The 14419-nt window shown below is 54.6% G+C and carries 11 protein-coding genes and 1 tRNA gene; 8 read left to right on the forward strand and 4 right to left on the reverse strand.

The window, feature by feature from the left end; all coding sequences use genetic code 11:
- Positions 1-8 precede the first annotated feature (8 nt).
- The 3 genes from Pr1d_RS10180 to Pr1d_RS10190 all read left to right on the forward strand — a co-directional run bounded on the left by Pr1d_RS10180 (position 9) and on the right by Pr1d_RS10190 (position 5689).
- Positions 9-1049: a ThiF family adenylyltransferase gene (locus Pr1d_RS10180; RefSeq protein ID WP_210417947.1), complete on the forward strand. Its 1041-nt coding sequence runs from the start codon at positions 9-11 to the stop codon at positions 1047-1049.
- A 249-nt stretch (positions 1050-1298) separates the two neighbouring features.
- The gene (locus Pr1d_RS10185) at positions 1299-2216 is read left to right on the forward strand and encodes a serine/threonine-protein kinase (RefSeq protein ID WP_148073429.1); all 918 of its coding nucleotides are present in this window, start codon (positions 1299-1301) and stop codon (positions 2214-2216) included.
- A 2120-nt stretch (positions 2217-4336) separates the two neighbouring features.
- A complete protein-coding gene (locus tag Pr1d_RS10190; RefSeq protein ID WP_210417948.1) occupies positions 4337-5689 on the forward strand; it encodes an IS5 family transposase in 1353 nt (450 codons plus the stop codon).
- Positions 5690-5831: 142 nt separating this feature from the next.
- On the opposite strand, the gene Pr1d_RS10195 is transcribed toward Pr1d_RS10190, so the two are convergent.
- Together Pr1d_RS10195 and Pr1d_RS10200 are read right to left on the reverse strand one after the other, a co-directional pair.
- Positions 5832-5904: transfer RNA gene (locus Pr1d_RS10195), tRNA-Lys, on the reverse strand.
- Between the two features lie 318 nt (positions 5905-6222).
- A complete protein-coding gene (locus Pr1d_RS10200) occupies positions 6223-6627 on the reverse strand; it encodes a hypothetical protein (RefSeq protein WP_148073430.1) in 405 nt (134 codons plus the stop codon).
- A 377-nt stretch (positions 6628-7004) separates the two neighbouring features.
- Here Pr1d_RS10200 and Pr1d_RS10205 point away from each other — a divergent pair, with 377 nt between their 5' ends.
- The 5 genes from Pr1d_RS10205 (at position 7005) to Pr1d_RS10225 (ending at position 13538) form a co-directional block, all read left to right on the forward strand.
- Positions 7005-8243, forward strand: a complete 1239-nt coding sequence (locus Pr1d_RS10205; RefSeq protein WP_148073431.1) for a S26 family signal peptidase — start codon at positions 7005-7007, stop codon at positions 8241-8243.
- A gap of 129 nt (positions 8244-8372) precedes the next feature.
- Positions 8373-10361 (forward strand): signal peptidase I, encoded by a 1989-nt coding sequence (lepB, locus tag Pr1d_RS10210; protein WP_148073432.1) that lies wholly within the window; start codon positions 8373-8375, stop codon positions 10359-10361.
- 99 nt (positions 10362-10460) lie between these two features.
- The gene (gene lptB / locus Pr1d_RS10215; RefSeq protein ID WP_148073433.1) at positions 10461-11294 is read left to right on the forward strand and encodes an LPS export ABC transporter ATP-binding protein; all 834 of its coding nucleotides are present in this window, start codon (positions 10461-10463) and stop codon (positions 11292-11294) included.
- A gap of 134 nt (positions 11295-11428) precedes the next feature.
- Positions 11429-12583, forward strand: a complete 1155-nt coding sequence (locus Pr1d_RS10220; protein ID WP_148073434.1) for a TIGR03032 family protein — start codon at positions 11429-11431, stop codon at positions 12581-12583.
- 91 nt (positions 12584-12674) lie between these two features.
- Complete coding sequence (locus tag Pr1d_RS10225; protein WP_148073435.1) at positions 12675-13538, forward strand: SDR family oxidoreductase; 864 nt, start codon at positions 12675-12677, stop codon at positions 13536-13538.
- A gap of 148 nt (positions 13539-13686) precedes the next feature.
- On the opposite strand, the gene Pr1d_RS26465 is transcribed toward Pr1d_RS10225, so the two are convergent.
- Together Pr1d_RS26465 and Pr1d_RS26470 are read right to left on the reverse strand one after the other, a co-directional pair.
- Entirely contained in the window at positions 13687-14013 is a 327-nt protein-coding gene (locus Pr1d_RS26465; RefSeq protein WP_148073436.1) for a redoxin domain-containing protein, read from the reverse strand.
- A complete protein-coding gene (locus tag Pr1d_RS26470; protein ID WP_168205163.1) occupies positions 13991-14284 on the reverse strand; it encodes a redoxin domain-containing protein in 294 nt (97 codons plus the stop codon). Before Pr1d_RS26470 ends, Pr1d_RS26465 begins: the two co-directional genes overlap by 23 nt.
- Positions 14285-14419 lie beyond the last annotated feature (135 nt).

A 14419-nucleotide genomic window follows, 5' to 3' on the forward strand; every position in this document is an offset into this window, starting at 1 on the left:
GTGTGAACATGGACGACGCTGACAAAATCTCGGATCGCTACATTCGCCAGACGCGGTTTGCGCCGCTTGGCGTCGAGGGTCAACGGCGGCTTGGTGAAGCTCGCATGCTAGTTTGTGGTTGCGGCGCACTTGGGTCAGTGGTAGCCGACCTGCTGGTCCGCGCGGGAGTCGGTTTTCTGCGGATTGTCGACCGTGATTTTGTTGAACTCGACAACCTGCACAGGCAAGTTTTGTTCACGGAGCAAGATGCTGCTGAGCAATTGCCCAAAGCGATTGCTGCGCATCGACGACTCACGCAAGTGAATTCCGATGTCGAGATCGAATCCGTGGTAGCCGATGTCAACGCGGCGAATATTCGTCACTTGGCTCAGGGTATCGATGTGCTCGTGGATGGCACGGACAATTTTGAGACCCGCTATTTGCTCAATGATATCGCCGTTGAACTTGGCTTGCCGTGGGTATTCGCAGGCTGTGTGGGAGCCGAAGGGCAGACCATGGCAATTATCCCTGGTCAGACTCCGTGCTTGAGTTGCTTTCTCCCGGAGCCCCCGCCAGCCAGTAGTCAGCCAACTTGTGAAACGGCAGGTGTGCTGGGCCCCTTGGTGGGGGTGATCGCTTCGCTGCAGGCGATGGAAGCTTTGAAACTTGGTAGCGGCAACGCCTCAGCAGTGAATCCCTACCTCAACGTGCTGGACTTGTGGAACAACCAGATTCGTTCGATCAATATGGCGAAGAGCCGTCGGGAGGATTGCCCTACCTGTGGAGAGCGGAAGTTCCCCTGGCTGACGGGTCAAAAAGGGACTGCGGTTACCAGCTTGTGCGGCAGGAATTCCGTGCAGATTTCTCCGGCTGCTGGCGAGTCCGTCAATATGGCAGTGCTAGCAGAACGGCTTAGCAGTCTGGGGCAGGTAACTTCCAATCCCTATCTGTTGCGAGTCACCATTGGGCAGTACCTGCTGACGGTATTTGCCGATGGCCGCACGATTGTTGGGGGCACGGACGATCCGGCAGTTGCCCGCACAGTGCATGCAAAATACGTCGGCAATTGACGTTAAACCTCGCCTTGCTTTGCCAGATTCACTCGTGAGGCGGTAAACATTGGTATCTCCAGGGGATGCAGTTCGAGTGGCAGAGGCTTTTCGGTCGATGGAGGAGGTAGACCCACTTGCTCCCGTCGCCAACCATGAGTCACCTCGCAGTTACCTTGGTGGTCGGCAGCAACCAAACGATTTCAGGACGTCCCGCAATTCTTGTGTCCTAGATTTCGACCCTTTTTCTTGAAAAGACGACATTGCAGAATGGCTACCGCCGAACGTACGTCAACTGTTTCCACCAACTTCGCAGCGCATAGCAGCACCCCCCAGCAATCCGCCATCGGACGGATGGGCCCCTGGCAGTTGGTCCACTTGCTGAGTGAAAGCGAATTGGCGCGAGTCTATTCCGCGCGGCCTGCCGACGCCCCGCCGAGCCAGACGCCTCGCTATGTGGTCAAAGCATTGCGCAAGGAGTGGTGGCGCGACCCACAAACAATCGAAATGCAGCGTCGCGCGGTGTTCGTTGGGCAGCAACTCTCCCATCCGCACCTCTTGCCGGTGCTGTCGGCCAATGTTCAGCAAGCTCCCTTTTACTACGTCACGCCGAGAATCCCTGGCTGCACGTTGGCACAGATTCTGCAACAAGGCACTCGACTTCCCGTCCCCATGAGTCTATGGATCATGCGGCAAGTGGCTGAGGCGCTTGCTGTTCTGCATGAATCAGCAAAGATGATCCACTCGGATGTGAAACCCAGCAATATCATCGTGTCCCGCGAAGGGCATGCGACGCTGATCGACTTAGGATTCGCCTTCGCAGCGAACGAGGCACGTCACTGGTCAGCCCGCCCAGTGACGGGAACTCTCAATTACATCGCCCCCGAAGCGGTGACGTCCTGCCTGTCGATTGACGAGACGAGCGATCTCTATAGTCTGGGTGTGACGCTCTACGAACTGCTTGCCGGCCAGGTTCCATTCTGCGCCAAGTCGCCCGACGAATTGGTTCGCATGCATCGCGAGTCGAAACCGACCTGTATTCGTGAGCGTCTTCCAAGTTTGCCCAAGCCAGTCGCCTCGCTCGTGCATCGGCTCCTTTCCAAAGACCCACTCCGCAGACCAGCCTCGGCGACTACAGTTGCTGAAGAATTATTGCGATTGGAGATTGAGTGTTTTTCGGTTGATTGAAGTGGTTCTTCCGGGAATCATGGTGGGTGAACGACTTCTAAAAAGGGATACCATTTATGGGTTGAACTTATCCCAGAGGGATCAAAGCAATTAGCCCCGGTTTGAGGAGCCTAGGCGACGACAACCGGGGTTAAAGAACACACATAAGATATACGTCCCGGAGGGATGACAGCCAAGCTTATTGGAGTTTCACGCCGAACGCGGATTTTAGATTAGTTCTGCCAAGCGGCGACACGGGGCAAGTAGAACGTATTACCGCAACGCGGTTACACATCGTAGCCCAGGGTTCGCCAGAGCGAGCCTCGGCGAGCAATGGCGTACCCTGGGTTTGCGAGGAAACACCCGTCACGGCCGAGCGAAGAACATGGCCTACCGCCGGAGTGTCGCCGAGGCCGAACCATGCCGCGGTTTGCTTCGGCCTCAGCAATGTGCCGCCGGGAAAAGCGCGTTGTGCTCGGCCGAGGAATCTGTTGGGGCATAATCCCAGAGTACACAAACACTCGCGGAACTCGCATTTGCGAACCTTGGGCTACGATGATGGTACGGCTTCGCCGTAAGAGTTTTCGCGCCGATTATTACATTGCAAGAAGGAAAATGATTTGAAGAGTAGAATCTGACACGCCTCCGGGGTGTACGCATTTGTTGCTACCGTATCCGGGGGTGTCGCTACGCTCAACCCCCGGCTAATTGCTACGATCCCTCCGGGATAGAAAAGCCACCTAGAGAAAGTTTGAACGACTTCAGGCTCGCATAGGGACAGCCATCTTCGAAGTTTCGAAGCGATCCCTGCAAATCCCTTTTCTTTACAGAAATTCCACTCTGATCGAGATGGGTTTCTGCTTTGCTCCGATGGGCACAGGGGATACCCTATAAGTAGCGGCGGTCGATAAAGCCGAGGAACTTATCGAAACGAACGTTCGTTGCCTTTTTCTCGAGAAAGTGTGAAGATGTTTCACTTGGATGATGTCTCCATCTATTGAGAGCCCTCGCAGTGATATGCTGTAATATGCTCACTTGGCTACGATTGTTTCTGTCTTGCTTTTGCATAGTGCTGTGCGTCTTGTTCACGGCATTGTGGGTGCGAAGTTGGTATTACTTGGATACAGTCTTTGAGTCCAGGCTCATCTTGTCTTCTATACAATTGCAACGCATTGAAGAATCAATAATATCTGCAAACCGAGTAATCGGATACGGTACAAATGATCGGAAGGGTTGGTCCTTTGTAGACAAGGTTGCTGATGAATCGCGATGGCATTGGACAACTACGCCGCTTAGGCAAGGGAATCCACAAATAAAGATCATGCCTGCTTTTCTTGGCTTTCAGTACGTCAACGAAATGAAACCCAACGGTACACGTTTTAGGGGAATAAGGCTTCCGATCTGGTTCCTAGTACTATCAACAGGATTGATTGCTGCTGCTATCCGGCCAATACCTCGATGGCAATTTGGTCTAAGGGAATTGTTCGTTCTCTCGACGATCGCAGCATTCATCCTCGGGCCACTGGGGATACTGATGAGGTATTTAGGCAGCTGAGACCCTATCTAGCGGCGGTGAACGCGAGGGCTGATCACGCCATTGGGTTTTTGCAAGGACGGATTCTTACGCGGGTTCAACTTGCGACTGGTACGCTTCCTGGTACTAACTGAGTAAGGCATCGGGATTCTCCTCAATAGGGGGGTGGAAGGTGTAACTCCATCCCAATAGCATTCCAGATTGCCGAAGTTCTCCAGAAGAGTAATTTTCTGAGATCAAACCATCATACCCGTGCCAAACCGCCGCTCCAAACGAGCATTGGTAAATGCGGGCTACGTTGCCGACATCGAACGCGAAATGGGAATTCACAATACCGACTTTGGAGCCGGATAGGCGAAAGGAAAGAACAATCGAACCCCGAGAAAGCGTCAGAATGCGCTCCTAGAACAAACCTCGGCCACAATCAACCGAAATGAGGCTTTTTCTGGATTCTTGGAGATATTGCAGATCGGCTGACGAACTCAAAGTCTATGTAGTCGTCCCTGAAAAACCTTGGAAGTCCTTGAATTGTGGGGATGCAACGGCGTTTTGCTGGCGCTAAAATTTGCCAGGTTTTGATCCGTTGGTCCCCGAAAGCTGGCAAAAAATGAAGCCCAAGACGCCGACTCCGCAGCGTGAACTCTTTGGCGCGCACCTGAGCGAACTTCTCAATCCGGAGCATCCCCTTTACCTCCTTGCCGACCGGATTGACTGGCGGCAGTTCGACCTGGCCATCGATGCCTGCTACGCCGACGAACTGGGTCGGCCAGGGGTGAACACCCGCCTGATGGTCGGCCTGATGTACCTCAAGTACACATTCAGCGAAAGTGACGAATCGGTAGTGGCCCGGTGGGTGGAAAACCCATATTGGCAGTACTTCTGTGGGTTGCAGTACATGCAGCACGAGCTGCCCATCGATTCGTCCATGATGAGCAAGTGGCGAAAGCGAGTGGGAGCCGAGCGTCTCGAAACACTTCTGGAAGCAACGATCCACACTGCGTTGGCGATGAAAGCGCTCAAGCCCCAAGAACTCCAGCGAGTGAACGTCGACACGACTGTCCAGGAGAAGGCAATTGCCTTTCCGACCGATGCCCGGCTGTACCACAAGATGCGGATTGCTTTGGTGCGGCACGCCAAAGCGCTCGGAATCCCTTTGCGTCAAAGCTACCAATTCGTGGGGAAGAAGACGCTGTTTTGGCAGCATCGGTACGCTCATGCCAGGCAGATGAGGCGGGCGGCGAAGATGAACCGCAAGCTGAAAACGCTCCTGGGTCGGGTGGTGCGAGATATCGAGCGGAAGGCCCGTAAGTTTCGGGGAAAGATTGCCGACGAACCGTTGCGCGAGTTGTTGGCACTGGCGCAGCGTCTGCTTGCCCAAGAGCGTAACAGCAAGAACAAAATCTACAGTGTGCACGCTCCGGAAGTGGAGTGCATCGCCAAGGGTAAGGCGCACAAGCGTTACGAGTTCGGCTGCAAAGCGAGTGTTGCGACTACCAGCAAGAACAATTGGATTGTCGGCGCGCAGGCCCTGCACGGCAATCCGTATGATGGACATACGTTGGCCGGGGCGATCGAGCAGATCGAACGGCTCACGGCTAAAACACCCCAGGATGTGATGGTCGACCAGGGTTATCGAGGTCACGGTTACAAAGGAGAAGCGACGGTGCATGTCGTGCACACAATTCCCAAGGAGGCAACACACGCGGTGCGGCGGATGCTCAAGCGTCGCGCGGCGGTCGAACCGACGATCGGTCACTTGAAGATTGATAACCGGCTGAGTCGCAACCATCTGACTGGCACAGCAGGCGACCAAATCAACGTGCTGTTGGCCGCCGCAGGATACAATCTGCGTAAGCTGCTGCGCTGGATCGTTTTTTCGCCCGTTTTGCGGCTCTTGAACCGGCTGGAATCGCTGCTGAACTTCAAATCGGCCCTCCAACGCCGTCTGCTGAGCCCATAATTAACAGGAGCAAGTCGACGGAATTTACCACGACTCGGCCGAAAGAGAATTTATCAGGGACGGCTATGTAGTGAGGTAAACATTCAGGTAAACGAAAGGCTGATGGGCCCCCCGAAACTCAAAAACCCCCCATAAACAAATATGAGCCCGGCGGGGCTCGAACCCACGACCCACGGATTAAAAGTCCGTTGCTCTACCAACTGAGCTACGGGCTCATACGGCTCAGGCAAAACCTGCAAACCAGAGCAGCAGAGTATAATCGCTCCCGGCCACTTCGGCTAGCCGCTCCTTTGGCCAGTTTGGTGGTAAATTGGCAGGACCAAGGGTCCAGATGAGCGGTCGCCTGACATGGCAGCCCAAAGCATAGCGGTAGACGCTAAGAAGAATTCCATGAAGGGACTGTCTACTCAGAGTTACGCAGAATCTGTGCCTTGCCCACCATGAATTAAACAACGAGAGGAATCACGCACGATTCCCCTCGTTGCTTCGCTGGGTTTCCCTAGTGCTCGGTGCTCGGGCTGGCAGTGTGGATTCTACTGCCCACAGTTGCAGTCGCCGGTTTCCATTGGAACGCCCATCATCGATGTTCCCATCATAGGGGAGCCCATCATTGGTGAGCTGCCATCGAAGCCGTAGCTCACTGCAGAACTATCGGAACAGCAAGGATCGCATGCCGGCATGCAGCATGTCGGCTGAGGGCAACAGGTGGGTGCGGGTGCACAGCGCTGGACGCTCCCCATCATCGGAGTTGCACAGGCACGCTGTCGAGAACCAAACAAATTGTGACAAACACCGCAGCCGGTGGAGTTCAGGATCAACGCGGCTGCCGCTATCAATAATAAAGTCTTTTTCATCTCCTGCTTTGTCCCGCGGGTGGGGACGCTCCGTTCACGTGGTTTGCCAAAGGCAATGTTGGCCAGCCAGCCACGAACGCTCATTCGTAGTCGGCAAGCAATGATTTCTCCACGCAAACATTCCCCACGGAGTGGTGATAAGCAAACATCACGGTGACTTTTTGCATCATTTTCCCCGACAAAGATACACTGCATACCGTTTGTGGCGAATGCGCGCTTGACCGGCAACCGGTTATTCCATCAAGAATGATTGTTCCATCGATCACGACTGTTTACGATGAAAGTACCTTTGCGAACTGTCCCAAATACAATGGAACTGGTTTGATGCTGCGTTTAAAATCACTACCGAAAGCACCTGCTACTTTATTGAGCCACGGATGAAACACGGACATACATCGACTTAAAGCTTCCGACTTATCCGTGAATACTCTGTGCAGATCCGTGGCTAAACTCCTCCCACTTTGAAAACTTCATTCACCACATCCATTGCTGCAGTTGCCAAGCTTGCCATAGGCACGTTCGTCTTGGCTATACTGCTACGTACTTGGTTGGAAATGGGACTTGTTGAGCCGGTCACGGTGGCGGGCAGTTCCATGGCACCAACTCTACTAGGGCCTCATGCGTCGGTGCAGTGCGAGCGCTGCCAAAATGGGTTCGACGTAGGCGCAGAGTTCGCTGCGGTTGCGGACGAAGCCGAGTGCCCTCAGTGCGGCTTTCAAAAAAACTCGCTGGCTGAGTTGCCAGTGAACCGAGGTGACCGCCTCCTCATCGATCGCACAGCTTTCACCTATCGCATACCCGAACGTTGGGAGCCCGTCGTGTTTGCCTCGCCCATGGAAGAAGGAGGCCTGGTCGTCAAACGCGTCGTCGGCCTCCCAGGTGAAACGATCCAACTTCGTGACGGAGAGCTTTGGACCAATGGTCGATTGGCAAAGAAACCACTTGCTACTCAACGGACCTTGCGCAGCTTGGTTCACAAAGAAACGGCAGCTGCCAATCGGTGGCGTGGCTCTGGTTGGACGTGGCGCAACAATTCATGGAATTGTGAATCAGAAACTGATTGGCAGTGGCTCAGCTACGAGCATCCAGGTAAGAAGCCGATTACCGACGACTCGGCTCACAATGCCGGCCTGACACGTCGTTTATTCGAGGTGCGAGATCTCTGCCTCTCGATGAGATTGCAAACTACTGGCAACGGCGACTTCGCAATCCGCATGAACGCTGACGAAAAAGTTCTAGAAATTAAACTCAACCCAAGTGCGGGCACCCTGGAATATCTGGCGGGTGAAAAGATACTCTCCCGCAAGGAACTCTCCACAGAAGCCTTGCGAAATTTGCAAAATCGCGAAGTGCAATTAGAGCTGTCCTTCTGCGACCAGCAATTGCTTGTGGCTATCGAGGGACGCGTGGAATTTATACAAGAAAAGGTGGCGGAGGTCGAATTTCATGACCCCCGTCCCCTCTTTTCAGTGGGAGCGCGGAATCTCTCTGTGACCTTGTGCGACTTGCAGGTTTATCGGGACATATATTATGCATCGCGAGAGGAATCGCAGGGCTTCAAGGAGCCTATGGTACCCGTCACACTCGGCGAGAGAGATATCTTTGTTCTGGGAGACAATGTGCCGATCTCGCTCGACAGCCGCCATTGGGGGCCCCTTCCGCTGCGATTCTTGGTTGGTCGGCCGCTGGGTGTCCGCTAGCACCTCTCGCCCTGCGGACATTCAAGTTTCCCGTGTTTGGGAATTTTGACTATATTGCCCGTTCGCAAGCGAATAGAATCTAGCTCCTACCTATATTGATGCTGAACTGAACCCTCTCCCCCTGAATTCATGGCCAAGAAAAAAACACCCAAATACCGTAGTTCTCCGCCTAGTGCGCCAGCGCGCGAAGAGATTAGCTCGTCGAGCAGTAGCACCGTGGCTTTTCGCGAGACGATCGAGTCGATCGTGATTGCCTTCGTGCTGGCATTCCTATTTCGCACCTTCGAAGCCGAAGCGTTTGTGATCCCCACCGGTTCGATGTCCCCTTCCCTGCTGGGTCAACATAAGGATGTGGAGTGCAGCGAGTGTGGCTACCGTTTTCGTACGACGGCCAGCACCGAGGGAGAAGACCGAGATGCGCGAATGGCCCGCCTTCGCCAGCCCAACGTGACTCCTCAGGAGCGGATGCATTTGGAACGAGAGATCGCCGGAGCCGAAGTGATCGCGGGCATGTGCCCCATGTGTCGGCAGACGATGCTCTACCGCAGCGACGATCTCCCGCTTGGCCTTCCACCATCGGTGGACTCCGCACATATTGTCGACGAACCGAGCTATCCCGGTGACCGTATTCTGGTCAACAAATACAGCTTTGGCTTCCGCGATCCGAAGCGTTGGGAAGTCGTCGTATTCAAGTTCCCCGGTAACGGTGAAATGAACTACATCAAGCGACTCGTTGGCTTACCGGGAGAAGTTCTGCAAGTCTATCAAGGAGATATCTTTATCCGCCCCGAAGAGGAGGGTTCAGAATTTCACATCGAGCGTAAACCACCGCACAAGGTGAAGGCAATGCTCCAGCCAGTGCATGATACGGACTACGATCCTTCGATCCTCTATGATGCCGGCTGGCCCTTGCGGTGGAGCGATGCGAACGGAGGCTGGCAAACCGAAGTAGAAAAGGACGATTCCAACATCGTGCAACGACACAAGTTTGTTTCTACCGATTCCCCAGCAGACGCGCCCGTGGCATGGCTCCGGTATCAACACCTGCTGCCGGACGACAATGATTGGACCGTCGCCCGCCGCTATGCCGACCAGGGTAAGTTTGTGGGAACCACGAAGGAGCAGTGGATCGAGGGCGTTCGACCACAACTCATCAGCGATTTTAACCCCTATAATGCCCGCATCCTGCGAGCTCAGCTCATGAATCGTGGACCCCTGCAGATGGAACCCCATTTGTTGGGAATGGAGTGGGTCATGGACCTCGGGGTCTTGTTCGACGTAGACATTCATGAGGCCCAGGGTGAATTGCTGTTGGACCTCGTCGAGGCAGGAAAGCATTTTACTTGCCAGATCGATCTCAAGACGGGCATAGCGACTCTAAGCATCGACGGGCTTTCAGAATTTACGGCGACTGCCCAAACGCCACTCTCCAGAGCAGGCAATTTTCGAGTGCAGTTTGCCAATGTCGATGATCAACTCATGCTGTGGGTCGATGACAAGCTTATTTTGTTCGGGGATGGCGAGGGCGCAGCGACGTACGATGCCGACAAGCTTTTTGGCGGCCGCGAGAATGCCATTCCACAGACCTCAGAGGATGACCCCGGCGATCTTTCTCCGATCGGTATCGGTGCCCGAGGTGCTTCGCTCACCATCAACCATATCGAAGTGCTGCGAGACATTTATTACATTTCTGCGCGAGCCAGCGATAAACCGGTTCGAGCCAAGTGGAGCGGAATGGGCTATCACCTCGACTACGATCATCCCGACGATGAGGCCCAACTAGCGGACGGAACGGTCCTTCCGCCGCTGAGTTATGAGCGTCAGATGTTCTCTGACCCCGACACGTGGCCCCGCTTCCTCACGCGTCACAAACGCACATTCCCCGTGGAGAAGGGGCAATATTTTGTCATGGGAGACAACAGCCCCGAAAGCCTCGACTGCCGCCTTTGGAAACACGGGAATGATCCAAACGCCGTTCCGGGGGGAGCTTATCTAGATGCACGATTGATGACCGGCGATGCCGTCTGCGTATTTTGGCCCCATTCGTGGGGAAACATTCCTGGGTTGAAAAAGCTACCTGGATTCCCCAACTTTTGGGATATGAGAATTGTGAGGTGAGTAGGTGACGGGTGAGTAAGTCGGACATCCCAACACTTACTCACTTACTCACTTACTCACTTACTCACCTACTAACTCCCCCCGTCATGGAGGACGAACGTGTCACTACTGCGAGCAAGTGGATTGGTAAAAAGCTACGGCCGGCGCCGCGTGGTTGATGGTGTCGACTTTGCTGTCGAGCGGGGCGAGATCGTGGGACTTCTGGGTCCCAATGGTGCAGGTAAAACGACTTCTTTCCGCATGACTTGCGGTATGGTTGAGCCCGATTCAGGCCAAGTCATGCTGGGCGGGCACGAAGTGACCGAATGGCCCATGTATCGCCGCGCCCGCGACGGAGGAATGGGCTACTTGGCGCAAGAATCGAGTGTCTTCCGCAAACTCTCGGTTCAGAACAACCTCCTGGGCGTGATGGAAATGCTCGGCATCGACCGCAAGACACGCCGCAAGAGGTGTGAGGAGCTGCTCGAACAGTTCGGCATCACTAAACTACGCCGCAGCAAGGCCCACCAACTCTCCGGTGGTGAACGTCGCCGCCTGGAGATCGCGCGCTCGCTGGTTTCCGATCCTCAGATTATCCTCCTTGATGAACCTTTCACTGGTATCGACCCGGTTACGATTGCCAGTATTCAAGAAATCATCCGCGACTTGCGGTCGCGGGGCATATCGATCCTTATCACCGACCATCAGGTGCGCGAGACACTGCAAATCACCGACCGGAGCTATGTCATCCGCGCTGGCCAGGTCCTCTGCCATGGCACACCCAATGAAGTTTTGCAAAATCCCGAGGCACGCAAACATTACTTTGGCGAAGGTATGGAAATGAGCCTCGCTGGTCCTCATTCCGTGCCTGAGACATCCGCTGAAACCAGACTCGCTGCCCTTCGTGAGCGAATTTCGCATCGCTTCAACGATCCCCACGAAGGTGCCGCCTAGAGTTCGAGGCAAATGAGGATTCCTTCCTAGCCGTTGGCGGAAGCCGATGGTTCGTCGGAAATTCAACCATTGGCTTCCGCCAACGGCTAGAAAGTAAGTTCGCCGCGAGTTGAATTGCTTGCTACAATGTCGCCATGAGTGACACTTCTAATACGAACGGCGCCATCGAACCTGAGACCGCACCGGATGCCCCGCCACCGTTGCGTAGCGTTCACACATCGAACCTTCCTCAGATCTTTTCGGAAGGGGCCTTCTCGCTATTGGTTACCACCTACCAGGCGGGCAAACTCGTGCTATTGCGCAACGACAAGGGAGTGCTCAACACTCACTTCCGCAATTTCCTCAAACCGATGGGCTTGGCGGTTCACGGCGGGAAGCTGGCCATTGGTTGCAGCATCGACATTTGGGAATTTCACAATGTGCCTGCTGTTTGCCAGCGACTTGATGATCACGAAGAGAACAAAGAAACCGGCTTTCAGCACGACGCCTGCTTCCTGCCCCGCCGCAGTCATACCACCGGTGACATGCAGATTCATGAAATGGCCTGGGTGGATGATGAACTCTGGTTTGTGAATACGGCTTTTAGTTGTCTCGCCACACGCAGCGAGCTCAACAGTTTCGAGCCTCGCTGGCGGCCCAAGTTTATCACGGAACTTGTCCCCGGCGATTATTGCCACCTCAATGGGCTGGCCACCCGCGATGGACGGATTCGCTATGTCACCGCTCTGGGTGAAACCAATACCCCCGGCGGTTGGCGCGATAACAAACGCGACGGCGGGCTCTTGATCGATGTCGACTCGAACGAGATCATCGTACGTGGCCTTTCGATGCCCCATTCCCCTCGCTGGTATCGCGACAAACTCTGGCTGCTAGAATCGGGCAATGGCACTTTTGGCACCGTCGACTTGGACACGGGCAAGTACGAACAGGTTGCTGAACTCCCCGGCTTTACACGCGGCATCTCCTTTCTCGGACCACTGGCATTTATCGGACTCTCACAGGTTCGCGAGTCGGCCGTTTTCAGTGGCATCCCCTTGGTAGAGCGATTGGAAGAACGCACCTGCGGCGTCTGGGTGATCAACATCGAAACGGGCCAAACGGTCGCTTTCTGTCGATTCGAAGACGCCGTGCAGGAAATCTTTGCTGTCGAAGTGCTGCTCGGAAGTCGCTTTCCCGATCTTGTGAATCACGACGTGGAACTCATCGGCAGATCCTACGTACTAGGCGACGAAGCCCTCGCCCAAGTCCCCGCCGATCTGCGAGCGGGAACACCTAAACGCAGAGAATAGCGCATCTGGTTTTTTGCCCAGCCTTTGCTACACTACTCTCCTGGAACAGCGTCTTTCTTACCCTTCGTATTGGCATCTCCTCACGGTGTACATGAACACCCCTGCTCGCACCGTTTTCGTTACAGGTTGCTCTACAGGCATTGGCAGAGCGACTGCCCTTTTGCTTGCCGAGAAAGGTTTCCGCGTTTTCGCGGGACTCCGTGGTGAGCAGCAGGCCGCCGAGCTAGAGAACGCATCGAAGGGGAGTCTCACCACAATACTTTTGGATGTCACCCAGGAAGACCAAATCGCCAGTGCTGTTGCCACGATTCAAGCAGCCTGTCCAGAGGGACTCTATGCCCTGGTCAACAATGCAGGCGTCGCCTTAGCTGCAGCCACCGAGCTAACCACTGCCGACGAACTGCGAAAGGTTCTCGAGGTCAACGTAGTCGCACCACTGCGAATGATCCAGCACTGTCTACCGATGCTTCGGCAAACCCACGGCCGCATCATCAATGTCTCCTCGATGAACGGTACGCAAGCCTTGCCCATGGTGGGCGCCTACTCAGCAAGCAAGCACGCTCTTGAAGCAATTAACGACACGCTGCGCGTGGAACTGCGCCCCTGGCGGATCAAGCTGAGCCTCATTCGCCCTGGCCAGGTTCGAACGCCGATTTTCCACAAGTCGCATCAGCAAATCGAAGAACGCCGCGACAAGATCCCCCCGGAATTGTGCCCCACTTATAGCGAATTCTACACGCGCGCTGCAGAATTCAACGAACGCGGCGCTAAATCGCGGACCTCCCCAGAGGACGTCGCCCGTGTGATACACCGCGTGCTCAAGGCACGTTGGCCAAGAGTCCACTACCACGTCGGACTCGATGCCCACGGCATGAATCTCTTGCGCTACGTACACCCCAAACTCGTAGACCGCGTCCTGGCGCGAGTGATGGGACTGTTTCACCCTGTGGATTGAAACGTAGAGATTTCGATAAAGTAGCCAACTCGTCACTAGGCTCTGCCTAGTGACGCAATGAATTCCAGGCACCGCCTGCTCGTGCGCTGCCTCGCAACTCTCAATTATGAATTCAAGAAAAAAGAAGCGCAGCCTTGGAACGAGTTACCTACTCCTCTCCCCCCTCCAGTTTCTCCACCACTGCCATCACTTCTTCGCTATCCGCTGTTGGATTGACCGAAGTGTTCTTGTAGACGATCTTTCCATCTCTATCGATCACAAAGGTCCAACGGTTTGCTGTCACACCACGATCGAGCGTGATTTCCTTGCCGCCAATATTGGTGGTGAACGAACCCCCATCGCCCGTTTTCACGCCAAACGACTTAGCGATACTGCCATCGGGGTCGGCAAGCAGTGTGAAGTTAAGATTGTGTGCTTCTTTGAAATGCCGATGGTTTTCGGCCGAGTCGCCGCTAACGCCGAGCACCCCGCACATCGTGGTCTCGAAAACTCTGCATTGAGTCGCGGTAGCTGCACGCCTGCTTCGTACAACCACTAGTCATGTCGGCAGGGTAGAAATAGACTACCAGTATTTTCTGGCCCACAACATCGGTCGACTTAAACTCAGAATCGTCATCCGCGGCGCCGGAGAAATCGGGTGCTGAATCACCGACATTCAAATCCACGGGTTGGTCAGCAGCCCAGGTAGTTCCCAAACCGCAAACCAATGTGAAATAAGCAAATAGGACGAATACGTAGCATTTCATGGCAACTCTCTCCGCATAATTGTGAAAATAAGTTTGCATTCTTACGACAATTAGATTACAACCTTAAGCGTCTGCTCAAACGCGTTTTGACGCAAGGGGCGAGCGGCATGGAACTTGAGGCGACGATGGTCTTTT

Origin of the sequence: Bythopirellula goksoeyrii (assembly GCF_008065115.1) — a bacterium.
Classification (GTDB): Bacteria; Planctomycetota; Planctomycetia; order Pirellulales; family Lacipirellulaceae; genus Bythopirellula; species Bythopirellula goksoeyrii.